The sequence below is a fragment of the Enterobacter cloacae complex sp. IR5402 genome, assembly GCF_049238125.1.
In the GTDB taxonomy this organism is placed as follows: Bacteria; Pseudomonadota; Gammaproteobacteria; order Enterobacterales; family Enterobacteriaceae; genus Enterobacter; species Enterobacter hormaechei_C.
In genome coordinates this window covers 60,732-86,519 of the sequence record NZ_JBMKHO010000011.1, presented here as the reverse complement: position 1 = coordinate 86,519, position 25,788 = coordinate 60,732, and the positions used below count along the sequence as shown (strand labels likewise).

28 protein-coding genes are annotated in these 25,788 nt (G+C 54.3%); 24 read left to right on the top strand and 4 right to left on the bottom strand.

Translation table 11 applies throughout. The features are described from left to right. The first annotated feature begins 557 nt into the window (after positions 1 to 557). Positions 558 to 1,505: a 23S rRNA pseudouridine(955/2504/2580) synthase RluC gene (rluC, locus tag ACOTXL_RS17545; RefSeq protein WP_003857970.1), complete on the top strand. Its 948-nt coding sequence runs from the start codon at positions 558 to 560 to the stop codon at positions 1,503 to 1,505. A gap of 95 nt (positions 1,506 to 1,600) precedes the next feature. Here the strand turns inward: rluC and ACOTXL_RS17540 are convergent, their stop codons facing one another. Then, complete coding sequence (locus ACOTXL_RS17540) at positions 1,601 to 2,185, bottom strand: Maf family protein (protein WP_045350111.1); 585 nt, start codon at positions 2,183 to 2,185, stop codon at positions 1,601 to 1,603. Between the two features lie 140 nt (positions 2,186 to 2,325). Between ACOTXL_RS17540 and yceD the strand changes: the two genes are divergently transcribed. From yceD to ptsG, 14 genes are all read left to right on the top strand, one after another. Further along, positions 2,326 to 2,847, top strand: coding sequence for a 23S rRNA accumulation protein YceD (gene yceD / locus ACOTXL_RS17535; RefSeq protein WP_003857966.1), 522 nt, complete (start codon positions 2,326 to 2,328; stop codon positions 2,845 to 2,847). Between the two features lie 16 nt (positions 2,848 to 2,863). Further along, a complete protein-coding gene (gene rpmF, locus ACOTXL_RS17530) occupies positions 2,864 to 3,037 on the top strand; it encodes a 50S ribosomal protein L32 (protein ID WP_003857964.1) in 174 nt (57 codons plus the stop codon). An 81-nt stretch (positions 3,038 to 3,118) separates the two neighbouring features. Continuing rightward, complete coding sequence (plsX, locus tag ACOTXL_RS17525) at positions 3,119 to 4,153, top strand: phosphate acyltransferase PlsX (protein ID WP_003857962.1); 1,035 nt, start codon at positions 3,119 to 3,121, stop codon at positions 4,151 to 4,153. 6 nt (positions 4,154 to 4,159) lie between these two features. Further along, the gene (locus ACOTXL_RS17520; protein WP_003857960.1) at positions 4,160 to 5,113 is read left to right on the top strand and encodes a beta-ketoacyl-ACP synthase III; all 954 of its coding nucleotides are present in this window, start codon (positions 4,160 to 4,162) and stop codon (positions 5,111 to 5,113) included. Positions 5,114 to 5,128: 15 nt separating this feature from the next. Beyond that, a complete protein-coding gene (gene fabD, locus ACOTXL_RS17515) occupies positions 5,129 to 6,058 on the top strand; it encodes an ACP S-malonyltransferase (protein ID WP_045350110.1) in 930 nt (309 codons plus the stop codon). A 12-nt stretch (positions 6,059 to 6,070) separates the two neighbouring features. Continuing rightward, the gene (fabG, locus tag ACOTXL_RS17510) at positions 6,071 to 6,805 is read left to right on the top strand and encodes a 3-oxoacyl-ACP reductase FabG (protein ID WP_003857956.1); all 735 of its coding nucleotides are present in this window, start codon (positions 6,071 to 6,073) and stop codon (positions 6,803 to 6,805) included. A gap of 154 nt (positions 6,806 to 6,959) precedes the next feature. Then, a complete protein-coding gene (gene acpP / locus ACOTXL_RS17505) occupies positions 6,960 to 7,196 on the top strand; it encodes an acyl carrier protein (protein ID WP_003857954.1) in 237 nt (78 codons plus the stop codon). Positions 7,197 to 7,287: 91 nt separating this feature from the next. Then, positions 7,288 to 8,529, top strand: coding sequence for a beta-ketoacyl-ACP synthase II (gene fabF / locus ACOTXL_RS17500; protein ID WP_003857950.1), 1,242 nt, complete (start codon positions 7,288 to 7,290; stop codon positions 8,527 to 8,529). Positions 8,530 to 8,649: 120 nt separating this feature from the next. Then, the gene (pabC, locus tag ACOTXL_RS17495) at positions 8,650 to 9,459 is read left to right on the top strand and encodes an aminodeoxychorismate lyase (protein ID WP_045350108.1); all 810 of its coding nucleotides are present in this window, start codon (positions 8,650 to 8,652) and stop codon (positions 9,457 to 9,459) included. A 2-nt stretch (positions 9,460 to 9,461) separates the two neighbouring features. After that, positions 9,462 to 10,484 (top strand): cell division protein YceG, encoded by a 1,023-nt coding sequence (gene yceG / locus ACOTXL_RS17490; protein ID WP_045350107.1) that lies wholly within the window; start codon positions 9,462 to 9,464, stop codon positions 10,482 to 10,484. Beyond that, positions 10,474 to 11,115, top strand: a complete 642-nt coding sequence (gene tmk / locus ACOTXL_RS17485) for a dTMP kinase (protein ID WP_045336685.1) — start codon at positions 10,474 to 10,476, stop codon at positions 11,113 to 11,115. The genes yceG and tmk overlap by 11 nt, the downstream gene beginning before the upstream one ends. Next, complete coding sequence (holB, locus tag ACOTXL_RS17480; RefSeq protein WP_045350106.1) at positions 11,112 to 12,116, top strand: DNA polymerase III subunit delta'; 1,005 nt, start codon at positions 11,112 to 11,114, stop codon at positions 12,114 to 12,116. The genes tmk and holB overlap by 4 nt, the downstream gene beginning before the upstream one ends. Positions 12,117 to 12,126: 10 nt before the next feature. Continuing rightward, positions 12,127 to 12,921 (top strand): metal-dependent hydrolase, encoded by a 795-nt coding sequence (locus ACOTXL_RS17475; protein WP_003857943.1) that lies wholly within the window; start codon positions 12,127 to 12,129, stop codon positions 12,919 to 12,921. Between the two features lie 297 nt (positions 12,922 to 13,218). Further along, positions 13,219 to 14,652 (top strand): PTS glucose transporter subunit IIBC, encoded by a 1,434-nt coding sequence (ptsG, locus tag ACOTXL_RS17470; RefSeq protein ID WP_003857942.1) that lies wholly within the window; start codon positions 13,219 to 13,221, stop codon positions 14,650 to 14,652. 141 nt (positions 14,653 to 14,793) lie between these two features. On the opposite strand, the gene fhuE is transcribed toward ptsG, so the two are convergent. Beyond that, positions 14,794 to 16,983: a ferric-rhodotorulic acid/ferric-coprogen receptor FhuE gene (fhuE, locus tag ACOTXL_RS17465; RefSeq protein WP_086532019.1), complete on the bottom strand. Its 2,190-nt coding sequence runs from the start codon at positions 16,981 to 16,983 to the stop codon at positions 14,794 to 14,796. 353 nt (positions 16,984 to 17,336) lie between these two features. On the opposite strand from fhuE, the gene hinT reads away from it, so the two are divergent. From hinT to ACOTXL_RS17425, 8 genes are all read left to right on the top strand, one after another. Beyond that, positions 17,337 to 17,696: a purine nucleoside phosphoramidase gene (gene hinT / locus ACOTXL_RS17460; RefSeq protein ID WP_006809243.1), complete on the top strand. Its 360-nt coding sequence runs from the start codon at positions 17,337 to 17,339 to the stop codon at positions 17,694 to 17,696. 1 nt (position 17,697) lies between these two features. Further along, positions 17,698 to 18,072, top strand: coding sequence for a YcfL family protein (locus tag ACOTXL_RS17455; RefSeq protein ID WP_003857939.1), 375 nt, complete (start codon positions 17,698 to 17,700; stop codon positions 18,070 to 18,072). Between the two features lie 13 nt (positions 18,073 to 18,085). Then, positions 18,086 to 18,730 (top strand): penicillin-binding protein activator LpoB, encoded by a 645-nt coding sequence (gene lpoB / locus ACOTXL_RS17450; RefSeq protein ID WP_085929697.1) that lies wholly within the window; start codon positions 18,086 to 18,088, stop codon positions 18,728 to 18,730. Further along, on the top strand, positions 18,711 to 19,535 hold the full coding sequence (thiK, locus tag ACOTXL_RS17445; protein ID WP_032609005.1) for a thiamine kinase: 825 nt from the start codon (positions 18,711 to 18,713) through the stop codon (positions 19,533 to 19,535). The genes lpoB and thiK overlap by 20 nt, the downstream gene beginning before the upstream one ends. An 11-nt stretch (positions 19,536 to 19,546) precedes the next feature. Then, on the top strand, positions 19,547 to 20,572 hold the full coding sequence (gene nagZ, locus ACOTXL_RS17440; protein ID WP_003857934.1) for a beta-N-acetylhexosaminidase: 1,026 nt from the start codon (positions 19,547 to 19,549) through the stop codon (positions 20,570 to 20,572). A gap of 31 nt (positions 20,573 to 20,603) precedes the next feature. Then, positions 20,604 to 21,146, top strand: coding sequence for an alpha/beta hydrolase YcfP (ycfP, locus tag ACOTXL_RS17435; RefSeq protein WP_032658040.1), 543 nt, complete (start codon positions 20,604 to 20,606; stop codon positions 21,144 to 21,146). Positions 21,147 to 21,382: 236 nt separating this feature from the next. Next, complete coding sequence (locus ACOTXL_RS17430) at positions 21,383 to 22,687, top strand: NAD(P)/FAD-dependent oxidoreductase (RefSeq protein WP_045350102.1); 1,305 nt, start codon at positions 21,383 to 21,385, stop codon at positions 22,685 to 22,687. A 193-nt stretch (positions 22,688 to 22,880) separates the two neighbouring features. Then, positions 22,881 to 23,420 (top strand): glycine zipper 2TM domain-containing protein, encoded by a 540-nt coding sequence (locus tag ACOTXL_RS17425; protein WP_017384715.1) that lies wholly within the window; start codon positions 22,881 to 22,883, stop codon positions 23,418 to 23,420. Between the two features lie 59 nt (positions 23,421 to 23,479). Here the strand turns inward: ACOTXL_RS17425 and comR are convergent, their stop codons facing one another. Continuing rightward, entirely contained in the window at positions 23,480 to 24,115 is a 636-nt protein-coding gene (gene comR, locus ACOTXL_RS17420; RefSeq protein ID WP_022650790.1) for a TetR family copper-responsive transcriptional repressor ComR, read from the bottom strand. A gap of 245 nt (positions 24,116 to 24,360) precedes the next feature. On the opposite strand from comR, the gene bhsA reads away from it, so the two are divergent. Then, entirely contained in the window at positions 24,361 to 24,618 is a 258-nt protein-coding gene (gene bhsA / locus ACOTXL_RS17415) for a multiple stress resistance protein BhsA (protein WP_006809234.1), read from the top strand. 77 nt (positions 24,619 to 24,695) lie between these two features. Here bhsA and ldtC read toward each other — a convergent pair whose 3' ends face one another. After that, the gene (gene ldtC / locus ACOTXL_RS17410; protein WP_022650791.1) at positions 24,696 to 25,661 is read right to left on the bottom strand and encodes a L,D-transpeptidase LdtC; all 966 of its coding nucleotides are present in this window, start codon (positions 25,659 to 25,661) and stop codon (positions 24,696 to 24,698) included. Between the last annotated feature and the right edge of the window lie 127 nt (positions 25,662 to 25,788).

Here is a 25,788-nt window from a genome sequence, read left to right as displayed (position 1 = left end):
TTATTCTTACATTGACGACAAAGCTGCGGGCAAGGTGACGCTTTCCGGGGTATGAACCGATGGCCTCGTGTCTATTCACGTCGCCAACCTCACGGTTGTCGCTCGCTTAAGAGGCGCAGAGTGTCGGTTGCCTGTGTTTCATACGGAAACACAGCGCAATTATCAGGGGAATTGCCTGGGAAAACTCTCCAGAGAACAATCCTTATACCGGGAAGTACTGCAACCCGCAGCCCGCTAACTGCCTGAAAGATCAATACGTCTTACGCCATTGCTGCGTGGATGATCGGTCAGACAAAATTGGTCATTCCGTCGACATCCTTACAAAACCCGGATTTAACGCGGAAAACGGATTCATTATTCCACTGCTCGCCGGGTTATAGCAAGATGACTTTTACCAATTATCACCCGGTTACTCACAGTTTCTTCACTTCAACAGGGTGATTGGTTTAATAACCACCAAATCGATTGCGCGAAAGGGGAGCGGTCCGGATAAAAGTAAATATAAGCATAGAAAAATGAGTGGCGCTAATGCCTGACGCTATTTAGAATCGCCAACCATGAAAACAGAGACTCCAGCCGTAAAAATGGTTGCCATCGCCGACGACGAGGCGGGGCAACGTATCGATAATTTTTTGCGCACCCAGCTGAAGGGTGTGCCAAAAAGCATGATTTATCGCATCTTGCGTAAGGGCGAGGTGCGGGTGAACAAAAAACGCGTGAAGCCAGAGTATAAGCTCGAGGCGGGCGATGAAGTCCGCATTCCACCGGTACGTGTTGCAGAGCGTGAAGAAGAGGTCGTTTCTCCGAAGCTGCAAAAAGTCGCGGCCCTGAGCGACGTTATCCTTTATGAGGACGACCACATTCTGGTGCTGAATAAACCGTCCGGAACGGCGGTACACGGGGGGAGCGGCCTGAGCTTCGGCGTGATTGAAGGGTTACGCGCGCTGCGCCCGGAAGCGCGTTTCCTCGAACTGGTTCACCGTCTTGACCGTGATACCTCTGGCGTGCTGCTGGTGGCGAAAAAACGTTCTGCGCTGCGTTCACTGCATGAACAGCTGCGCGAAAAAGGGATGCAGAAAGATTATCTGGCGCTGGTGCGCGGCCAGTGGCAGTCCCACGTTAAAGTGGTGCAGGCGCCGCTGCTGAAAAATATTCTGCAAAGCGGCGAGCGCATTGTTCGTGTTAATCAGGAAGGGAAACCGTCTGAGACGCGCTTTAAAGTTGAAGAGCGCTACGAATTCGCCACGCTTGTGCGCTGTAGCCCGGTGACGGGGCGTACTCACCAGATTCGCGTCCATACCCAGTTTGCGGGCCATCCGATTGCGTTTGATGACCGCTATGGCGATCGCGAATTTGATAAGCAGCTGGCGGGGACGGGGCTATCGCGTCTGTTCCTGCATGCGGCAGCGCTGAAGTTCACCCATCCTAATACCGGTGAAGTTATCCGTATTGAAGCGCCGCTGGATGAGCAGCTCAAACGCTGTCTGAAAGTTCTGCGCGGCTGATTTTGTGCCGGGTAGCGCTGCGCTTACCCGGCCTACATGTTTTTCTCCCTCTCCCACAGGGAGAGGGCCGGGGTGGGGGCATCAGGCCGCAACGGTCACATCGTCAGCGGATTACACTCTTCTCGCCTTAACATCTGGCACAGCGCAATCAGCGGCAACCCCACCAGCGTGTTGGGATCGCGGCCATCGAGCTTGTCGAACAACGCAATCCCTAGTCCTTCACTTTTAAAGCTCCCTGCACAGTTCAGCGGACGTTCCCGACGCACATAATCCATAATCTCCTGTTCGCTAAGATGACGGAAGTGCACATCAAACGGCTCGCACTCGGTTTGCAGATGACCGCAAGCCGAATTATAAAGCGCCAGGCCGGTATAAAAGGTCACGATACTGCCTCGCGCACGCAAAAGCTGCTGGCAGGCGATTTCTTCCGTATACGGTTTGCCGGTGATTTCGCCGTCCAGCACACAAACCTGATCGGAGCCTATAATCAGATGAGCGGGGTAACGTACGGCCAGCGACTGTGCTTTCTCTTTCGCGAGACGGGTCACCAGATGACGCGGTGACTCGCCCGGCTGTGGCGTTTCATCCACCTCCGGCGCAGCGCATTCAAACGGGATCCCGAGCTTTTCCAGCAGCATTCGGCGATAAGGTGAAGTGGAAGCAAGGACGAGATTTGGCATATTTTTATCACCAGATATAGCGTATCGATGCCAGCCATTTTAAACTACAGGCCGCAATGTGTGCGAATAATTGGCAAAAGGCAGCTCTGGTTGCCTTTTTCTTTGACTCTATGACGTTACAAAGTTAATATGCGCGCCCTATGCAAAAGGTAAAATTACCCCTGACTCTTGATCCGGTTCGTACGGCTCAAAAACGCCTCGATTACGAAGGAATCTATTCTTCCGATCAGGCTGAGCGTATTGCCGAATCTGTAGTCAGTGTGGACAGTGATGTAGAATGCTCCATGTCGTTCGCTATCGACAACCAGCGTCTCGCCGTGTTAACCGGTGATGCAAAGGTGACGGTAACGCTCGAATGTCAGCGTTGCGGGAAACCGTTTGTACAGCATGTTCACACAACGTATTGTTTTAGTCCGGTTCGTTCTGACGAACAGGCTGAAGCACTCCCGGAAGCGTACGAGCCGATTGAGGTTAACGAATTCGGTGAAATCGATCTTCTGGCGCTGGTTGAAGATGAAGTCATCCTCTCCCTGCCAGTCGTTCCGGTGCATGATTCTGAACACTGTGAAGTGTCCGAGGCGGACATGGTCTTTGGGGAACTGCCTGATGAAGCGCAAAAACCAAACCCATTTGCCGTATTAGCCAGCTTAAAGCGTAAGTAATTGAGGAGTAAGGTCCATGGCCGTACAACAAAATAAACCAACCCGTTCCAAACGTGGCATGCGTCGTTCCCATGACGCGCTGACCGCAGTTACCAGCCTGTCTGTAGACAAGACTTCTGGTGAGAAACACCTGCGTCACCACATCACCGCTGACGGTTTCTACCGCGGCCGCAAGGTTATCACTAAGTAATCACGCGTCAGCGTGATTAGGCTTAGTGAGGAACTTCCCCGTGCAAACGGGGAGTTTACCGAACCAGGCTGCGACGATACCTTGACACGTCTAACCCTGGCGTTAGATGTCATGGGGGGAGATTTTGGCCCTACCGTGACAGTGCCTGCAGCATTGCAGGCACTGAATTCTAATTCGCAACTCACACTTCTTTTAGTCGGTAATCCCGACACAATCACGCCATTACTTGCAAAAGCTGACTTTGAACAACGTTCGCGTCTGCAGATTATTCCTGCGCAGTCAGTTATTGCCAGTGATGCCCGGCCATCGCAGGCTATTCGTAATAGCCGCGGCAGCTCTATGCGAATGGCGCTGGAGCTGGTGAAAGAAGGGCGAGCACAGGCTTGCGTCAGCGCGGGAAATACTGGCGCGCTGATGGGGCTGTCGAAATTATTGCTCAAGCCGATTGAGGGCATTGAGCGTCCGGCGCTGGTGACGGTGTTACCGCATCAGCAGAAGGGCAAAACGGTGGTGCTGGATCTGGGCGCTAACGTGGATTGTGATAGTACAATGCTGGCTCAGTTTGCCGTTATGGGGTCGGTGCTGGCAGAAGACGTGCTCGGGATTAACAATCCCCGCGTTGCGTTATTGAATATTGGTGAAGAAGAGACCAAAGGTCTGGACAGTATCCGCGACGCTGCGGAAATACTCAAACAGGTCCCCTCCATCAACTATATTGGTTATCTCGAAGCCAATGAGTTGCTGACGGGCAAAACGGATGTATTAGTGTGTGATGGCTTCACCGGAAACGTGACGTTGAAGACCATGGAAGGGGTCGTACGAATGTTCCTTTCTCTGCTGAAATCGCAGGGAGACGGTAAAAAAAGGTCCTGGTGGCTGATTATATTAAAGCGTTGGTTACAAAAAAGCCTGACGCGGCGATTCAGTCACCTCAACCCCGACCAGTATAATGGCGCCTGTCTGTTAGGATTGCGCGGCATCGTGATTAAGAGTCATGGCGCCGCCAATCAGCGAGCATTTACCGTCGCGATTGAACAGGCAGTGCAGGCGGTGCAGCGTCAAGTCCCTCAGAGGATTGCCGCTCGCCTGGGATCTGTATTAGCTAAAAGTGACTGAGCGTACATGTATACGAAGATTTTAGGTACCGGCAGCTACCTGCCAAAACAAGTGCGTACCAACGCCGATCTTGAAAAAATGGTAGATACGTCTGACGAGTGGATTGTCACGCGCACAGGTATCCGTGAACGTCGTATCGCCGCGCCAGACGAAACTGTGTCCACCATGGGCTACGAAGCCGCTCAGCGAGCGCTTGAGATGGCTGGCATTGATAAAGAACAGATCGGGCTTATTGTGGTGGCGACCACCTCTGCCACGCATGCCTTCCCAAGCGCAGCGTGCCAGGTGCAGAACATGCTCGGCATCAAAGGCTGCCCGGCATTTGATGTTGCAGCAGCATGCGCGGGTTTCACCTATGCACTGAGCATCGCCGATCAGTATGTAAAATCGGGCGCCGTAAAATATGCGCTGGTGATCGGCGCTGACGTGCTGGCGCGTACCTGCGATCCAACCGATCGCGGCACGATCATTATTTTTGGCGATGGCGCGGGCGCGGTGCTGCTGGGGCAGTCCGAAGAGCCGGGCATCATCTCCACGCACCTGCATGCCGATGGCCGCTACGGCGAGCTGTTAACGCTGCCTAACGCCGATCGCGTTAATCCGGACAGTTCAATTTACCTGACAATGGCAGGTAACGAAGTGTTTAAAGTGGCCGTGACTGAACTGGCTCACATCGTTGATGAGACGCTGGAAGCGAACAATCTGGACCGCGCCGCACTCGACTGGCTGGTACCGCATCAGGCTAACCTGCGTATTATCAGCGCGACGGCGAAGAAGTTGGGCATGTCTATGGATAACGTTGTGGTGACGCTCGATCGCCACGGCAACACCTCTGCGGCATCGGTACCGTGCGCATTTGACGAAGCGGTACGCGATGGACGAATTAAACGGGGCCAACTGGTCTTGCTTGAAGCCTTTGGTGGCGGGTTCACCTGGGGTTCCGCGCTGGTTCGTTTCTAGGATAAGGATTAAAAAATGACGCAATTTGCTTTTGTGTTCCCGGGACAGGGCTCGCAAACTGTTGGGATGTTGTCTGAAATGGCAGCAAACTATCCGGTTATTGAAGAGACTTTCCGTGAAGCTTCTGACGCGGTGGGTTATGATCTGTGGGCGCTGACCCAACAGGGCCCTGCTGAAGAGCTGAACAAAACCTGGCAGACTCAACCGGCACTGCTGGCGGCATCCGTCGCATTGTGGCGCGTATGGCAGCAGCAGGACGGCAAAGCGCCGACGCTGATGGCGGGTCATAGCCTCGGTGAATACTCTGCGCTGGTCTGCGCTGGCGTGATTGCCTTCGCTGACGCGGTACGCCTGGTTGAATTGCGTGGTAAATTCATGCAGGAAGCGGTGCCAGAAGGCACGGGCGGCATGTCTGCCATCATTGGTCTGGATGATGATTCTATCGCTAAAGCCTGTGAAGAATCTGCTGAAGGTCAGGTCGTTTCTCCGGTAAACTTTAACTCGCCAGGCCAGGTGGTAATCGCGGGTCATAAAGAAGCGGTTGAGCGTGCAGGCGCTGCCTGTAAAGCTGCGGGCGCAAAACGTGCACTGCCCCTGCCGGTGAGCGTGCCGTCTCACTGCGCGCTGATGAAGCCCGCAGCCGATAAGCTCGCGGTTGAGCTGGAAAAAATGACCTTTAACGCACCGACGATTTCCGTTGTGAATAACGTCGATGTGAAGTGCGAAACCGCGCCGGAGGCTATCCGTAACGCGCTGGTTCGCCAGCTCTACAGCCCGGTTCAGTGGACTAAAACTGTTGAATTTATGGCGTCTCAGGGCGTGGAACATCTGTATGAAGTCGGTCCAGGTAAAGTACTTACCGGTCTGACAAAACGTATTGTAGATACCCTGACTGCCTCGGCGATTAACGAGCCGGAAGCCATGAAAGCGGCACTCTCGCAATAAAAGAGGAATACCATGAGTTTTGAAGGAAAAATTGCCCTGGTGACCGGCGCAAGCCGCGGTATTGGGCGCGCTATTGCTGAAACACTGGTTGCGCGCGGCGCAACGGTGATCGGGACTGCGACCAGCGAGAATGGCGCACAGGCCATCAGCGACTATCTGGGTGCGAACGGTAAAGGTCTGGTACTGAATGTGACTGAACCAGCATCTATCGAATCTGTTCTGGAAAATATTCGCGCAGAGTTTGGCGAAGTGGATATTCTGGTCAATAATGCCGGGATCACTCGCGACAACCTGCTGATGCGAATGAAAGACGACGAGTGGAACGATATTATCGAAACCAACCTGTCATCTGTATTCCGTCTGTCAAAAGCGGTAATGCGCGCTATGATGAAAAAGCGTCATGGTCGTATTATCACTGTAGGTTCTGTGGTTGGTACCATGGGAAATGCTGGTCAGGCTAACTACGCTGCGGCGAAAGCAGGTCTGATCGGTTTCAGTAAGTCGCTGGCGCGTGAAGTCGCGTCCCGCGGAATTACTGTAAACGTTGTTGCTCCGGGCTTTATTGAAACGGACATGACGCGTGCGCTAACTGATGAGCAGCGTGCGGGTACGCTGGCGGCAGTTCCAGCGGGTCGTCTTGGCGACCCTAAAGAAATCGCCAGCGCGGTTGCATTTTTAGCCTCTGACGAAGCGGGTTACATCACTGGTGAAACCCTCCACGTCAACGGCGGGATGTACATGGTTTAATCACGATCGAAAATATTTGCGTTATTTGGGCAAATGGCCTCAAAATAACGTAAAATCGTGGTAAGACCTGCCGGGATTTAGTTGCAAATTTTTCAACATTTTATACACTACGAAAACCATCGCGAAAGCGAGTTTTGATAGGAAATTTAAGAGTATGAGCACTATCGAAGAACGCGTTAAGAAAATTATCGGCGAACAGCTGGGCGTTAAGCAGGAAGAAGTTGTGAACTCCGCTTCCTTTGTTGAAGACCTGGGCGCAGATTCTCTTGACACCGTTGAGCTGGTAATGGCTCTGGAAGAAGAGTTTGATACTGAGATTCCGGACGAAGAAGCTGAGAAAATCACCACCGTTCAGGCTGCCATTGATTACATCAACGGTCACCAGGCGTAAGTGAACATCTCCAGGCGGTCATTCGACCGCCTGAGTTTTATCTTTTGTTGTCCCACGAATCTCTTTTTTTATCCCTCCCTGGAGGACAAGCGTGTCTAAGCGTCGTGTAGTTGTGACCGGACTTGGCATGTTGTCTCCTGTCGGCAATACCGTAGAGTCCACCTGGAAAGCTCTCCTTGCCGGTCAGAGCGGCATCAGCCTAATCGACCATTTCGATACTAGCGCCTATGCAACGAAATTTGCTGGCTTAGTAAAGGATTTTAACTGTGAAGAGATCATCTCGCGCAAAGAACAGCGCAAGATGGATGCCTTCATTCAATATGGAATTGTCGCTGGCGTTCAGGCCATGCAGGATTCTGGCCTTGAGATTACGGAAGAGAACGCGACCCGTATCGGCGCCGCTATCGGCTCCGGGATTGGCGGTCTTGGTCTGATTGAAGAAAACCATACATCTCTGATGAATGGCGGCCCGCGTAAAATCAGCCCGTTCTTCGTTCCGTCTACGATTGTCAACATGGTGGCAGGTCACCTGACCATTATGTTCGGCCTGCGTGGCCCAAGCATCTCAATCGCGACAGCCTGTACGTCTGGCGTGCATAACATCGGCCAGGCCGCGCGTATCATTGCGTACGGCGATGCAGATGCTATGGTTGCGGGCGGCGCTGAAAAAGCCAGTACCCCACTGGGCGTCGGTGGTTTCGGTGCAGCGCGTGCGCTCTCTACCCGAAACGATAATCCTCAGGCGGCGAGCCGTCCGTGGGATAAAGACCGTGATGGTTTCGTGCTGGGTGACGGTGCAGGCATGATCGTACTGGAAGAGTACGAACACGCGAAAAAACGTGGCGCGAAAATTTATGCTGAAGTTGTTGGCTTTGGCATGAGCAGCGATGCTTATCACATGACGTCTCCTCCAGAGAATGGCGCAGGTGCTGCGCTGGCGATGGAAAACGCCATCCGTGATGCGGGCATTACGCCGGCACAGATTGGCTACGTTAACGCGCACGGGACGTCTACCCCTGCGGGCGATAAAGCAGAAGCGCAGGCTGTTAAGTCTATCTTCGGCGAATCTGCCAGCCGTGTGCTGGTGAGCTCCACGAAATCCATGACCGGTCACCTGCTGGGCGCTGCGGGGGCAGTAGAGTCAATCTACTCTATTCTCGCGCTGCGCGATCAGGCTGTACCACCAACCATCAACCTGGATAACCCGGATGAAGGTTGCGATCTGGACTTCGTTCCTCACGAAGCGCGCCAGGTTAGCGGTATGGAGTATACCCTGTGTAACTCCTTCGGCTTCGGTGGGACTAACGGTTCTCTGATCTTCAAAAAGGTCTGAGTCTGGTTAGTCGCTGACGATAAAAAAGGTCCGCTTGCCGGGCCTTTTTTATTAGGCGAAATCCCCTTGTCCGGCTGTTCACATCCTGCCAGACTGAGCCTCCACGCATAAGGAGCCACTATGTTTTTGATTAATGGCCTTGAGCAAGACACGCTGCCGGCAAGCGACAGGGCGACCCAGTTTGGCGATGGCTGTTTCACGACTGCGCGTATTCTCGACGGTGACGTGTGCCTGCTCGGGGCCCATATCCTTCGTTTACAAAAAGCCTGCGAAACATTACTGATTCCCTTCTCGCAGTGGGACATTCTTGAAAGTGAGATGCGTCGGCTGGCGTCAGAAAAAGCAAGCGGCGTCCTGAAAGTCATTATCAGCCGCGGGAGCGGTGGCAGGGGCTATAGCGGTTCTGCCTGTCTGCATCCTACGCGGATCCTTTCCGTTTCAGATTATCCTTCCCATTATGCGCACTGGCGTGAAGAGGGCGTAGCCCTGGCGCTAAGTCCGGTACGTCTGGGAAGAAACCCGATGCTCGCTGGCATAAAACATCTCAACCGCCTTGAACAGGTGCTAATTCGTACTCATCTTGAGCAGACGGAGGCCGGGGAGGCGCTGGTTCTTGACAGCGAAGGGTACATTACGGAATGCTGTGCGGCTAATTTACTCTGGCGGAAGGGTAGTGACGTGTTCACGCCTTCGCTGGAGCAGGCCGGCGTCAACGGCATTATGCGGCAGTTTTGTATGCACCAGCTGGCACGCGCAGGCTTTCGTGTTGTCGAAGTCAACGCTAAGGAAGAGGCGCTGTTGGCTGCCGATGAAGTTGTTATCTGCAATGCGCTGATGCCCGTTGTCCCCGTTCGCGCTTATGGCCGCAAATGCTGGTCATCCCGCGAGCTGTTCCAGTTTCTGGCCCCGTTATGTGAGCAAACCAGGTAGTCATGAAGAAAATGTTACGCTTTGTCCTCCTTCTGATCGTTACGTTAGGTATCGCTGGCGGAGCAGGAGTGTGGAAAGTCCGTCAGCTGGCGGAGAGTCAGATCCTGATAAAAGACGAGACGATTTTTACCCTGAAAGCGGGGACCGGGCGGCAGGCGCTTGGTCAGCAGCTGTATGACGACAAAATTATCAATCGCCCACGCGTATTCCAGTGGCTGCTGCGTATTGAACCGGACCTGTCCCATTTCAAGGCCGGTACCTATCGCTTTACCCCTGGCATGACCGTGCGCGAGATGCTGCAACTGCTGGAAAGTGGTAAAGAAGCCCAGTTCCCGCTGCGTTTCGTGGAAGGTATGCGTCTGAGCGATTACCTCAGGCAGCTGCGTGACGCGCCGTACATCAAGCATACGCTGAAAGATGACCGCTACCAGACCGTGGCAGACGCCTTAAAATTCGAACATCCCGAGTGGGTGGAAGGCTGGTTCTGGCCCGATACGTGGATGTATACGGCAGGCACGACGGATGTGGCCATTCTGAAGCGCGCGCACAACAAAATGGTCGCGGCGGTAGACGCTGCCTGGAAAGGGCGAGCAGAAGGCCTGCCTTATAAAGATCAAAACCAGTTCATGACGATGGCCTCGATCATCGAGAAAGAGACGGCCGTTGCTGCCGAACGTGACCAGGTTGCCTCGGTGTTTATTAACCGTCTGCGCATCGGCATGCGTTTGCAAACCGATCCTACCGTCATCTACGGCATGGGCGAAAACTACAACGGCAGGATTTCCAGAAAAGATCTGGAGACGCCAACGGCGTATAATACCTACGTGATTAGCGGCCTGCCGCCTGGACCGATTGCGACGCCGAGTGAAGCATCGTTGAAGGCCGCCGCGCACCCGGCCAAAACGCCGTATCTCTATTTTGTGGCTGACGGAAAAGGGGGGCACACGTTCAATACCAACCTGGCCAGCCACAATCGCTCCGTTCAGGACTATCTGAAGGCACTTAAGGAAAAAAATGCGCAGTAAATACATTGTCATTGAGGGACTCGAAGGGGCGGGCAAAACAACTGCCCGTAACGTGGTGGTGGATACGCTTACGTCACTTGGCGTTGCCGACATGGTCTTCACCCGCGAGCCGGGCGGTACGCAGCTGGCGGAAAAACTGCGCAGCCTGGTTCTGGATATCAAATCCGTTGGCGATGAAGTTATTACCGACAAAGCGGAAGTGCTGATGTTCTATGCGGCGCGCGTTCAGCTGGTGGAGACGGTGATCAAACCCGCTCTGGCAGAAGGGAAATGGGTGATTGGCGATCGCCACGATCTCTCAACCCAGGCATATCAGGGCGGTGGCCGGGGTATCGACCAGACCATGCTGGCTACGCTTCGCAACGCGGTTCTGGGCGATTTCCGTCCTGACCTGACGCTGTATCTGGACGTGACCCCTGAGGTGGGCCTGAAGCGCGCCCGTGCCCGCGGCGAACTGGACCGCATTGAACAGGAATCTTTTGATTTCTTTAACCGCACCCGTGCGCGTTATCTGGAGCTGGCCGGGCAGGACAAGACCATTCGTACCATCGATGCGACGCAATCCCTTGAAGACGTTACGCGTGATATTCAGCAGACTGTTACGCAGTGGCTACAGGAGCAGCAGGCATGAAATGGTATCCATGGTTGCGCCCACACTTTGAACAGCTGATCGGCAGCTATCAGGTTGGTCGGGGGCATCATGCGTTACTGATCCAGGCGCTTCCGGGAATGGGTGATGATGCGTTGATTTACGCCATCACCCGCTTTCTGATGTGCCAACAGCCGGAAGGACATAAAAGCTGCGGTAAGTGCCGGGGTTGCCAGCTCATGCAGGCGGGCACGCATCCTGACTATTACACCCTCGAACCCGAGAAAGGCAAAAATACGCTCGGTATCGACGCGGTGCGTGAGGTCAGTGAGAAACTGTACGAATATGCGCGTCTGGGCGGGGCGAAAGTGGTGTGGCTGAAAGACGCCGCGCTGCTCACGGAAGCCGCAGCCAACGCCCTGTTAAAAACCCTGGAAGAGCCGCCAGAGAACACCTGGTTTTTCCTCTCCTGCCGCGAGCCGGAACGCTTGCTGGCGACGCTGCGCAGTCGCTGCCGTCTTCACCACCTCGCTGTCCCTCAGGAATCCTGGTCGCTCGCCTGGCTTGAGCGAGAAGTGACGGTGTCACAAGACGCGGCGCGCTCGGCGTTGCGCCTGTGCAGCGGTGCGCCTGCGGCTGCGCTGGCCTTATTGCAGCCGGAGGTGTGGTCCCAGCGTGAAACGCTGTGTCGTGCGGTTGAATCAGCCCTCGACAGCCATGACTGGCTGAGCATGCTGCCAGCGCTGAACAGCGATCAGGCTCCGGAACGGCTGCACTGGCTGGCCGCACTGCTGCTGGATGCGCTCAAAATCCAGCAGGGGGCTACGCTTCTGACTAACCCTGACGTGTGGGCGTTGGTCACCACACTTGCGAATCGCCTGTCAGGGCAGTCGCTGCACGCTATCCTTCATGATATCTGCCAGAGTCATGAACAACTTTTGACGGTAACCGGTCTCAATCGCGAGCTTTTACTGACCGACCAGTTAATGCGTATCGAACACTACCTGCAACCGGGTGTCATACCGCCGGTTTCCCACCTCTGAGAGAGACATTATGTTTTTAGTCGACTCACACTGCCATCTCGATGGCCTGGATTATCAATCCCTGCATAAAAATGTGGACGACGTGCTGGCGAAAGCCGCCGCGCGCGATGTGAAATTTTGCCTGGCCGTGGCGACCACGCTGCCGGGTTACCGCTCCATGCGTGAACTGGTAGGCGAGCGCGATAATGTCGTCTTCTCCTGCGGCGTGCATCCGCTGAATCAGGATGAAGCTTACGACGTTGAGGATTTACGCCGTCTTGCCGCAGAAGAGGGCGTAGTGGCGATGGGCGAGACCGGTCTGGACTATTTCTACACCCCCGAAACAAAACCTCGCCAGCAGGAATCCTTCCGCAACCACATCCGTATTGGCCGTGAGCTGAATAAGCCGGTTATCGTTCATACCCGCGATGCGCGCGCCGACACGCTGGCGATCCTGCGGGAAGAAAAGGTGACGGATTGCGGTGGCGTACTACACTGTTTCACAGAAGACAGAGAAACGGCGGGTAAGCTGCTTGATTTAGGCTTTTATATTTCATTCTCGGGGATTGTCACGTTCCGCAATGCTGAGCAACTGCGTGATGCGGCGCGCTATGTTCCGCTGGATCGTATTCTGGTGGAAACCGATTCCCCGTACCTGGCGCCGGTGCCTCATCGCGGCAAAGAGAATCAGCCAGCGATGACCCGGGATGTCGCTGAGTATATGGCCGTTCTGAAAGGTGTCAGTATCGAAGAACTGGCTCGCGTGACAACGAAAAACTTCGCCAGCCTGTTCCATATCGACCCCGCCCGCCTGCAATCTGTCTGATACACCTGTTATTTTTAGGCTCGTAATTAATAAGTAAAACGAGTAAAGTTCACCGCCTCATTTGGGGCGGTGATGGCGTTTTTAGACACATCCAGACATGCTTTATGTAAATATCTGCAAGTTTTTTGGCCGTCTTGAACTGAAACGTGATAGCCGTCAAACAAACTCAGAGGGAATTATTTTACTCTGTGTAATAAATAAAGGGCGCTTAGATGTCCTGTCCACGGCGCGGTACTCCCCCCGGGCCAATGCGTGAAAACGTAAAAAAAGCACAAATACTCAGGAGCACTCTCAATTATGTTTAAGAATGCATTTGCTAACCTGCAAAAGGTCGGTAAATCGCTGATGCTGCCAGTATCCGTACTGCCTATCGCAGGTATCCTGCTGGGTGTCGGTTCTGCAAACTTCAGCTGGCTGCCAGCCGTAGTTTCCCACGTGATGGCCGAAGCAGGCGGTTCTGTTTTTGCTAACATGCCGCTGATCTTCGCTATCGGTGTTGCTCTGGGCTTCACCAATAACGACGGTGTATCTGCTCTGGCGTCCGTTGTTGCTTACGGCATCATGGTGAAAACCATGGCTGTGGTTGCGCCGCTGGTCCTGCATTTACCTGCTGAAGAGATTGCCGCTAAGCACCTGGCAGACACCGGTGTTCTCGGTGGTATCATCTCCGGTGCGATTGCAGCGTACATGTTTAACCGCTTCTATCGCATCAAGCTGCCTGAGTATCTGGGCTTCTTCGCGGGTAAACGTTTTGTGCCGATCATTTCTGGTCTGGCCGCGATTTTCACCGGTGTTGTCCTGTCCTTCATCTGGCCACCAATCGGTACGGCAATCCAGACCTTCTCTCAGTGGGCGGCTTACCAGAACCCGGTTGTGGCGTTCGGTATCTACGGCTTCATTGAGCGCTGCCTGGTACCATTTGGTCTGCATCACATCTGGAACGTTCCATTCCAGATGCAGATTGGTGAATACACCAACGCAGCAGGCCAGGTATTCCACGGCGACATCCCACGCTACATGGCGGGTGACCCAACGGCAGGTAAACTGTCTGGTGGCTTCCTGTTCAAAATGTACGGTCTGCCAGCTGCCGCAATTGCGATTTGGCACTCTGCTAAACCAGAGAACCGTGCAAAAGTGGGCGGTATCATGATCTCCGCAGCGCTGACCTCGTTCCTGACCGGTATCACCGAGCCGATCGAGTTCTCCTTCATGTTCGTTGCGCCGATCCTGTACATCATCCACGCGGTACTGGCAGGTCTGGCATTCCCAATCTGTATCCTGCTGGGTATGCGTGACGGTACGTCCTTCTCTCACGGTCTGATCGACTTCATCGTTCTGTCCGGTAACAGCAGCAAGCTGTGGCTGTTCCCAATCGTGGGTGCAGGCTACGCAGTGGTGTACTACACCGTCTTCCGCGTGCTGATCAAAGCACTGGACCTGAAAACGCCGGGTCGTGAAGATGCAACGGAAGACAGCAAAGCCGGTGCGACCAGCGAAATGGCGCCTGCTCTGGTAGCTGCTTTCGGCGGTAAAGAGAACATCACTAACCTGGACGCGTGTATCACTCGTCTGCGTGTGAGCGTTGCCGACGTTGCGAAAGTAGACCAGCCGGGTCTGAAAAAACTGGGCGCAGCGGGCGTCGTTGTTGCAGGTTCTGGTGTTCAGGCAATCTTCGGTACTAAATCCGATAACCTGAAAACTGAAATGGATGAGTACATCCGCAACAACTAAGCTGTGACCTGGGGAGACTAAGGCAGCCGAATGGCTGCCTTTTTTATTATTGCGGCTTGTGGTGCCGGGTGGCGGCTGCGCCTTACCTGGCCTACGTGATGGGTAGGCCCGGTAAGCGCAGCGCCACCGGGCTTCTGTCACTCAGAAATCGTAGCTCGCGCTCACCGAGACGTTCAGCGGCGCGCCATACACCGCATACGATCCGACGTAGTCGTAATACTCTTTGTCGAACAGGTTGTTGACGTTAGCCTGTACCGCAAAATCTTTGGTGACCTGATAACGGCTGAACAGGTTCACCAGCCCATAGCTGCCTTGCTCCGCGCGGGAACGTCCTGCCGGGCCGCCTTCCACGTCCGTCCACACTTTGTTCTGCCAGTTTACGCCACCGCCCACGGTCAGTTCCGGCAGCATTGGCAACTGATAGCGGGTGAAGAGCTTCATGGTTGTGCGCGGCTGATCGGAGCTGACGGCGTTGCCATTCTTATCTTCTGCGATGTAACGCGTCGCGCCGAAGGTCAGCTGCCAGTTATCGGTCAGGGCACCGTTAAGCTCGAACTCGACCCCTTTGCTGACCACCCCGTCCAGCGATTCATAGATCGACTCACCGCTCGGCATGTAGGTGTAGGTATTGCTGGCGACGTTATCCTGCTCAATGCGGAAAATCGCCAGTGAGGTGGTGAGGCGGGTATTAAACCAGTCTGCCTTCACCCCGGCTTCGTAGCTTTTGCCCGTGGTAGGGTCGAGATAACGTCCGCTGGCATCGCGCTTATCCTGCGGCTGGAAGATAGAGGTATAGCTGACGTAGGTCGACCAGTCCTCATTGATGTCATACACCAGGCCAGCGTACGGCGTGACATCATCTTTGGTGCTTTCCAGACTGGTATTCGGCGATCCTGCCGGGTTATAACGAATATTGTATTGGGTGTAGCGCGCGCCCAGGATCAGGTGCAGCGGATCGGCCAGCGAGAAACGAGCCGAAGAATAGGCTGAAGACTGGCGAATATCATCCTTGCTGTAGAGTTTCCACGGCGTCCACTGCGGATCGGCGATGTTCCCGTTCCAGTTCTTAAAGTTGCCGACATCCACCATGCCGTATACCGCATCCGGCATGGAGTTGTCGTAATGGTTACGTTGACGGCTGAAGCTGCCGCCGAACATCATTTCATGTTGACGACCAAAGAGATCGAAGCCGCCGCGCAGGAAGGCGTCGACCGCATCCTGTTTACGTTCCCCGCGGTTCCAGCCGCCGTAACCCACCAGGCCCGCGCCGGTCTCTTTATCCGGATAGCCGGACATATACATCAGCTTAGAGTCAAAGTTGGTTTCAGCATGCATGCCGTTGATGTGCGCTTCCCAGCCATTATCGAAACGCTGGGTCAGGTTAGCGAAGATGCGGGTGCTGTCTTTATCCGAATAGGCCCAGTCAGGCGCGACGGTCTGGCTGCGATTGTAGTTAGTCTTACTTCCGTCGCTGTACCAGGTCGGCAGTCCGCCCCAGGTTGGGTCGGCGGTATGGCTTTCCTGATACTCATACCCTACCGAGAGAGTCGTGCTGTCAGTGACATCCGCGTCCATCACGCCGTAGAGGAATTTCTTCCGGTAGTGGTAGTTATCCACGAAGCTGTCGTTGTCCTGATAACCGGTGATCAGACGACCCCGTACCTTACCTGACTCTACCAGCGGCGCCTGGAGATCCAGCACGTAGCGCTGCTTGTCCCAGCTGCCGTAGCTGGCGGAGACGTTACCTTTAAATTCCGGGCTGTCCGCGTGCTTACGCACCATATTAACGTACGCCGCCGGGTTCCCCGTGCCGGACATCAGGCCGGTGGCGCCGCGAACCACTTCAATGCGGTCATAAATCGCGGTATCGGCGGCGGTATCACCAAAGTTCCACACTTCACTGATGGAGGTTGGCAGGTCGTCATAGGCGTAGTTGCTGACGAAAAAGCCGCGTGAGTAAAACACGGTACGGTCGCTGTCCTGCACCTGGGCCGTAATGCCCGTGGTGTTCGTCAGCACCTGTCCGATGGATTGCAGATTCTGGTCAGCCATACGTTGCTGGCTGATAACGCTGACGGACTGTGGGATGTCGCGGGGAACCAACAACAGTTTGGTGCCGGTGGTGGTGGTTTTTACGCTGTAATCCTGATCCTGGCTGGCAGAAAGATCCTGTGTGTTGTCAAAACCCCCGTCAACGACAACGGTATCTTCGGTGGTTGAAGCAGCGAAAGCGGCGGTTGGCGTCAATGCCATAGCAATGCAGGCGGCCAGCAACGAAGGTGTTGCGGCAGGCTGACGTTGCCCATCCCTGGTGTGATTAATGAAAGACATCATCAAACCCTTAGTGAATGGTGAAGGTATTTCGCGACAGTCCCGCTAGCACGGGCTGACGTCGTTTTCTATGTTAAAAATGCGCATGAAAATGCAAATGCGAAATATACGCATTGTGATTAACGCTGTAAACAGATGTTTCGGGATGAACTGAAATAAGGTTTCAGAAAAGAAATGTCCTAAAGCGATGCCTCTTCAGCCAGATGGGGGACAATCAGGAAAGAAATCACGGGAGAAGGTTGAAAGGACAGGAGAAACTCGCTCATACTCTTGTCTTGTGTCACGCAGTAAATCAGACAATGTGTGTTAACAACGGACGCACGACGCCAGATTAAACTTAAAAGGAAAAGGTCATGGCTGAAGAAACGATTTTCAGTAAAATTATCCGCCGCGAAATTCCGTCGGATATTGTCTATCAGGATGAACTGGTCACGGCTTTCCGCGACATTTCTCCCCAGGCGCCGACGCACATCCTTATTATTCCCAATATTCTGATCCCGACCGTTAATGACGTTAAAACCGAGCATGAAGTGGCGCTGGGCCGTATGCTGACGGTGGCCGCGAAAATCGCTGAGCAGGAAGGGATTGCTGAAGACGGATACCGTTTGATCATGAACTGTAATCGCCATGGCGGCCAGGAAGTCTATCATATTCATATGCATCTGCTGGGTGGACGTCCACTGGGACCGATGCTGGCACATAAAGGTCTTTAATATGTTAACTGGGCGTATTGCAGCGCTGATCGTGACGCTGGTAATGGTTGGGTGCAGCGCGCGTCCAGCCATCCCGGTCAGTGAAGAACAGACGCTGGTGATGGAGTCCTCAGTGCTTGCTGCGGGCATCACGGCGGAGAAGCCTTCGCTGACCATAAGCGAAATCCAGTCTTCAGCCTCTTCTACGCTCTATAACGAAAGGCAAGAGCCAGTGACGGTGCATTATCGCTTCTACTGGTATGACGTGAGAGGTCTTGAGATGCACCCGCTTGAGGCGCCGCGCAGCGTGACCATCCCGGCAAGATCGTCGGTCACGCTCTACGGCAGCGCCAGCTATCTGGGTGCACATAAGGTGAGACTTTATCTTTATTTGTAAGGAGTGAACCTTGATTAAAACAATGAGCCGTTATGCGCTCCTGAGTGCCTTTGCACTCTTTCTGGCGGGTTGTGTGACGCGAACGGAAGAACCTGCACCGGTGGATCAGGCGAAGCCGGGAACGGAACAGCCAACAACGCCAGCGCAGCCTGTTCCAACCGTGCCGTCTGTACCGACCATTCCGGCGCAGCCTGGCCCGATCGAACATCCGGACGACACCGCACAGCCTGCGCCGCGAGTACGCCACTATGACTGGAATGGCGCAATGCAGCCGATGGTGGGCAAAATGTTGCAGGCACAGGGTGTTACGCCCGGCAGCGTGCTGCTGGTGGACAGCGTGAACAACCGTACAAACGGTTCCCTGAATGCGGGAGAAGCGACGGAAACCCTGCGCAACGCGCTGGCAAACAACGGTAAATTTACGCTGGTCTCTGCTCAGCAGCTCGCGGTCGCAAAGCAGCAGCTTGGTCTGTCGCCTCAGGACAGCCTGGGTTCGCGCAGTAAAGCGATTGGTATTGCCCGCAACGTTGGCGCGCAGTATGTCCTTTATTCAAACGCGACAGGCAACGTGAACACGCCGTCGTTGCAGATGCAGTTAATGCTGGTTCAGACCGGCGAAATTATCTGGTCAGGTAAAGGTGCCGTTACGCAACAATAAGCGCACGCGTCATGAGGTCCTGACGCGTTATTTCCCTCAATACCATGTTATCGCGCCGCAAGCCCCCGCCGGGCTTGGCGGCGCGAGTTGCATTATTGAGCATGGCGACCATCGGCTGGTTTTACGTCAGCATCACGATGCCGCCGCGCCTGCCTCCCATTTTCGTCGCCAGTTCCGCGCCCTGAAGCGCCTGCCCGCCGACCTTGCGCCACAACCTCATCTCTTTATCAGAGACTGGATGGCGGTGGCGTTTATTGCGGGTGAGATCAAAAGCGAGCTTCCCGATACGCCTGCGCTGGCAGCCATGCTGTATCATCTGCATCGCCAGCCGCGTCTGGGCTGGCGGGTAACGTTACTTCCTTTGCTGGATCACTACTGGCAGCAGGCTGCGCCTGGACGACGCACGCCCTACTGGCTGGCGCAGCTTAAGCGGTTGCGTAAAGCGGGAGAGCCGCAGGCGTTACGTCTGGCGCCGCTGCATATGGATGTCCACGCGGGGAATATCGTTCATACCACGGCAGGCGAGAAACTTATCGACTGGGAATATGCCGGAGACGGTGACGTGGCGCTCGAACTTGCTGCGGTCTGGATGCCTGATGAGGCGTCGCGCGAGCAGCTGATAACCGCCTATGCCCGAAACGCCAACATCAATTCGCTCACCCTTGCGCGGCAGGTCGCGCGCTGGCGTCCGTGGGTGTTGATGCTGATGGCGGGATGGTTTGAAATGCGCCTTCAGCAGACAGGTGACAAACAATTTATTGCGCTGGCAAATGATGCCTGGCGTCAGTTACAAACGAAAGGATAAGAGAGGTTGGTGTGGGTCCAGTAATGTTGGATGTCGAAGGGTTTGAGCTGGATGCGGAAGAGCGCGAAATTCTGGCACATCCGCTGGTAGGGGGGCTGATTCTTTTCACCCGCAATTATCATGATCCGGAGCAGTTGCGTGAGCTGGTTCGCCAGATCCGTGCGGCGTCGCGCAATCACCTGGTGGTGGCCGTAGACCAGGAAGGTGGGCGTGTGCAGCGTTTCCGCGAAGGGTTTACCCGTTTACCCGCCGCGCAATCTTTTGCTGCGCTGCTGGGGATCGAAGAGGGCGGTCAACTGGCGCAGGATGCCGGCTGGCTGATGGCCAGCGAGATGATCGCCATGGATATCGACATCAGCTTCGCCCCGGTGCTGGACGTAGGACACATTAGCGCGGCAATTGGTGAGCGTTCGTATCATGACGATCCGCGTATTGCGCTGGCAATGGCGACGCGCTTTATTGACGGTATGCATGCTGCGGGCATGAAAACCACCGGCAAACATTTCCCGGGCCACGGGGCGGTGACGGCGGATTCCCATAAAGAAACCCCGCGCGATCCGCGCCCGGAAGCAGACATTCGCGCTAAAGATATGTCGGTTTTCCGCTCGTTGATCGCTGATAACAAGCTGGATGCCATCATGCCTGCGCACGTCATCTACAGTGAGGTCGATCCGCGTCCGGCCAGCGGCTCTCCACACTGGCTTAAAACCGTGCTGCGTCAGGAGTTAGGCTTCAATGGCGTAATTTTCTCTGACGATTTATCCATGGAAGGGGCGGCGATTATGGGTAGCTATGCCGAACGTGGGCAGGCTTCGCTGGATGCGGGTTGCGATATGATCCTCGTCTGCAATAATCGTAAAGGGGCGGTGAGCGTGCTGGATAACCTGTCGCCGATCAATGCTGAACGTGTTACACAATTGTATCATAAAGGTTCATTTAGTCGTCAGGAGCTGATGGACTCGGCGCGCTGGAAAACGGTAAACGCCCGGCTTGAAGCCCTGAACGAGCGCTGGCAGGCACATAAAGCAGCCCTTTAATTCATCCCGGAAGGCGTAGCGTGGTGAGACGATGATCATCTATTTACACGGTTTTGACTCAAACAGTCCTGGTAATCATGAGAAAGTGCTGCAATTGCAGTTTATCGATCCGGATGTCCGGCTGATCAGTTACAGCACACGTCATCCGAAGCATGACATGCAGCATCTGCTTAAAGAAGTGGATAAAATGTTGCAGCTCAATATCGACGATCGCCCGCTGATCTGCGGCGTGGGGTTAGGAGGATACTGGGCAGAGCGCATCGGTTTTTTGTGCGATATCCGTCAGGTCATTTTTAATCCTAACCTGTTTCCGAACGAAAACATGGAAGGCAAAATCGATCGCCCGGAGGAGTACGCCGACATCGCAACCAAATGCGTGAGCAATTTCCGTGAAAAGAACCGCGATCGGTGTCTGGTGATCCTCTCCCGCAACGATGAAGCGCTGAACAGCTCCCGCGCCGCCGAGCTTCTGCACCATTACTACGAAATTGTCTGGGACGAAGAGCAGACCCACAAGTTCAAACACATTTCCCCGCACTTGCAGCGTATTAAAGCCTTTAAAACGCTGGGCTGATCTCCCTGAACCTGATAAAGGCTCGGTACGTGAAAGCGTACCGGGCCTCTTTTTTGTCAGAGTTGTCTACTTTTAAACCATCAAAACTTGATACATATCAATTTTGGTATGACCAATGCGCCTGACGTGCTATTCTCAATGAATCTGAATGGTTTCAGTGCAGTAACCTGTTGTTAATTAAGGGTTATTTATATAACTTTTAATTAACAATTGGTTAATAATTTGAGGGGGTCACGTTGACTACGCCATTGAAAAAGATAGTGATTGTCGGCGGTGGTGCTGGCGGACTGGAGCTGGCGACGCAGCTGGGTAAGAAACTGGGTCGCGGTAAGAAAGCCAAAATCACGCTGGTGGATCGTAACCACAGCCATCTGTGGAAGCCGTTACTGCACGAAGTGGCGACCGGGTCGCTGGATGAGGGCGTGGATGCGCTCAGCTATCTGGCGCATGCGCGTAACCACCACTTCCAGTTCCAGCTGGGTTCGGTGGTGGATATCAATCGTGAAAACAAAACCATCACGCTGGCTGAGCTGCGTGATGATAAAGGCGAGTTGCTGGTTCCTGAGCGCAAGCTGGCCTATGACACGCTGGTGATGGCCCTGGGCAGTACCTCCAATGATTTCAACACCCCAGGCGTAAAAGAGCACTGCATCTTCCTGGATAACCCGCATCAGGCGCGTCGTTTCCATCAGGAGATGCTTAACCTGTTCCTGAAGTACACCAACAACATGGGTGCTAACGGCAAGGTCAACATTGCTATCGTGGGCGGCGGCGCAACGGGCGTTGAATTATCGGCGGAGTTGCACAATGCGGTCAAACAGCTGCACAGCTACGGCTACAAAGGGCTGACTAACGAAGCGCTGAATGTGACGCTGGTGGAAGCAGGTGAACGCATTCTGCCTGCGCTTCCGCCGCGTATTTCCGGCGCGGCGCACAACGAGCTGACTAAACTGGGCGTGCGCGTGCTGACCCAGACCATGGTGACGAGCGCGGATGAGGGCGGCCTGCATACCAAAGACGGCGAGTACATCCAGGCCGACCTGATGGTCTGGGCTGCGGGGATCAAAGCGCCTGATTTCATGAAAGATATCGGTGGGCTGGAGACAAACCGCATTAACCAGCTGGTGGCAGAGCCGACGCTGCAAACCACGCGCGATCCGGACATCTTCGCCATCGGCGACTGTGCCTCCTGCGCACGTCCGGAAGGCGGATTTGTACCGCCTCGCGCTCAGGCTGCGCACCAGATGGCAAGCCTCGTGCTGCATAACATCCTGGCGCAGATAAAAGGCAAACCGATGAAAGCCTATGTCTACAAAGACCACGGCTCTCTGGTGTCGCTCTCAAACTTCTCCACCGTGGGCAGCCTGATGGGTAACCTGATGCGCGGCTCCATGATGGTGGAAGGGCGCATCGCCCGCTTCGTGTACATTTCTCTGTACCGTATGCACCAGATTGCGCTGCACGGCTACTTCAAAACCGGCCTGATGATGCTGGTTGGCCGCATCAACCGCGTGATCCGTCCACGCCTGAAGCTGCACTAATTTCTCTCTCCCTCCGGACCCTCCGGAGGGAATTCTTAGCACATCATGCTGTGCATTTCCCTCCTGACGCTTAAGAGTTCTCTTAAACCCACGTTGTCCCGGCCAACAACCCTGATTTTGATCCTTTATCTTATTGGCGAAGCGTTTATTGCGCTGCAAAATTGCTACCAATTGCAACAAAGGAGGAAGTCCCGTGAATAAATCAATGTTGGCGGGTATAGGGATTGGCGTCGCAGCTGCGTTAGGTGTGGCTGCCGTTGCCAGTCTGAACGTACTTGATCGTGGCCCGCAGTATGCGCAGGTGGTTTCCGCTACACCGATCAAAGAGACGGTCAAGACGCCTCGTCAGGAGTGCCGTAATGTTTCTGTCACCCATCGTCGTCCAGTTCAGGATGAAAACCGTATCGCTGGCTCCGTGCTGGGCGCGGTTGCTGGTGGGGTGATTGGTCATCAGTTTGGTGGCGGCCGTGGTAAGGATGTCGCGACGGTGGTTGGTGCGCTGGGTGGCGGTTATGCCGGTAACCAGGTACAGGGCGCGATGCAGGAAAATGATACCTACACCACAACGCAGCAGCGCTGTAAAACCGTGTATGACAAGTCTGAAAAAATGTTGGGCTACGACGTAACCTACAAAATTGGCGATCAGCAGGGCAAAATCCGCATGGATAAAGATCCTGGTACGCAGATCCCTCTCGACAGCAATGGTCAGCTGATACTGAATAACAAAGTGTAAAAAAGATGTTCTCTGAACTTAGCTCCTCATGCGCTCAGGCTGAGGAGCTTTTTTTTGCGTCAGAGTTTAAGAAGTTCAGGCCACAGGCGCAGCGTTGTGTGCGTAATCCCCTGCAATTTTTCCAGCGTCGCGCCTTCACGGGCGCTGATGGACATCCCCTGTAAAATACAGCTCAGATACTGGGCCAGCTCCTGCGGACGGCAATGCGCCGGGATTTCGCCGCGCAGCTGACGCTGAGCCAGAAACGTGCTGAGCGTCTCCTCCTGCATCGCATGTCGCGATTTGACCGTGTTGGCAATCTCTTTAGACGATGCCGCGAGGGTCGCGGAGGTGTTGATCATAAAACACCCCGCAGGCGTGTCCTTGCTGGTATAGCAGGTCGCGATTGCCGTGAAATAATCCTGTAATGCCTGCTCAACCGTTTTTTCTTCACAGAATAGCTGGGCTTCATGTTTTGCCGCGAAGCGCGAGATGTATCTGTCCAGAACGGCCCGGAATAAGCCTTCTTTGTTGGTGAACTCTGCGTACAGGGTAGGGGCTTTAGCACCCGTAGCTTCCACGAGATCGGAAAGCGACGTTGCTTCATACCCATGCTGCCAGAAGAGCGTCATGGCCTTATCGAGCGCCGCATCCCTGTCGAACACTTTTGGTCGGCCACGGCTTTTCTTTGCGCAACGCGTGACATCGGTTGTCATGTGCCGTTGGTCCTCTGTTGTTTTGTTGAATAGTCATTATAAAAATAAACGTCTGCAACGACCAGCGGTGATTTCTGAAAAATAATTTAATTTTATCTTTTTGAAATATAAGGCAAATGAAATTAATTTAACGATCATTATAAAAATGAGTTGACGTGTGACCTGGATCACATCTATCATTTACCTATCGATCGTTAACTAAATAACTAACGACCACTACATCATCTGCCTAAAGGTATAAAATCATGAAAAACGTTAAAACCCTCATCGCTGCCGCCGTTCTGAGTTCACTCTCTTTCGCAAGCTTCGCTGCTGTTGAAGTACAATCCACTCCAGCAGACCAGCAGAAAGTCGGTACCATCTCTGCCACTGCCGGGACTAACCTGGGCTCTCTGGAAGATCAGCTGGCGCAAAAAGCTGACGAAATGGGTGCGAAATCATTCCGCATCACCTCTGTGACCGGTCCTAACACCCTGCACGGTACCGCAGTTATCTACAAATAAGCGTAACGCAACCCTCCGTTATGCCACTGCAATAAAAAACGCCCTGCTGATGCAGGGCGTTTGTCGTTATTGCTGCTTTACATTGACTGCTGAGCAACCTCATGATGCCGCGTAACATCGGTTGGCATCCCCGAACGTGCTTCCATCGCCCGCTCCATCACTGCGCCATCGGTGTTGGCATTCGTTTTAAAGCTCACCATTGAGGCATTCAGATTAATCGGCAGCGTCTGCGGATCGTCATTGATGTTTTTCGATAGCGGCTGGTGGATCTCAACCAGACGGACGCCACCTGGCTCTTCAGACACTTTAATCGGCGTATTAATGATATTCACTTTCGTGCCAGGGGCGATCACGCGGTAGAGCGTTTTGATATCGTCATCGCGCAGGCGAATGCAGCCGGAGCTGACGCGCATCCCGATCCCGAAATCCGCATTCGTTCCGTGCAGAAGATAAACCCCACCATATGCCGCCAGGCGAATTGCATGATGTCCCATCGGATTATCCGGGCCAGCAGGTACCACGGCGGGCAGGTCGATACCTTGAGCTTTATAACGGGCGCGAATGTTTGCCGTCGGGGTCCAGGTAGGATTAGCGCGCTTATCAGAGACGGTGGTGACCATGGTAGGTGTGAGCGTATCGCCCCCCAGTTGACCAATACCGATAGGGTAGACGGTCACTTCGTTCTTGCCCGGCGGGTAGTAATACAGACGTAGCTCGGCGAGGTTAATCACAATGCCCTGACGCGGCGCGTCCGGCAGGATGGTTTGCAGCGGAATCGTCAGTACGCTGCCCGCCCGGGGCACGTACGGATCTACGCCCGGGTTGGCCTGCAACAGCGCCAGGAACCCGACGTTATATTTTTTGGCAATCGCTTCCAGCGAGCCGCCATCGTTTTCAACCACGTGAAAGCGGTTTTCACCTACGACGTTGCTGCCGGCGGGCGGAAGAGGCCAGGTATTGGCGCGAGCAGGGAGCGCGACGGCAACCGTCGCGGCCAGCGCAACCAGAGTTAACCAGCGGGTAAAACGCGAAGAAATCATCATTATGATAATCCATACAAATTATAAGGCTATTGTTTTATAAGGCGTTAATGATAATTATGGCGAATGTATAGTCGGGAAGATCGGGCGAAGTGCAAAGAGTTTGTAAATTGTCCCCCACCAGCCGGGC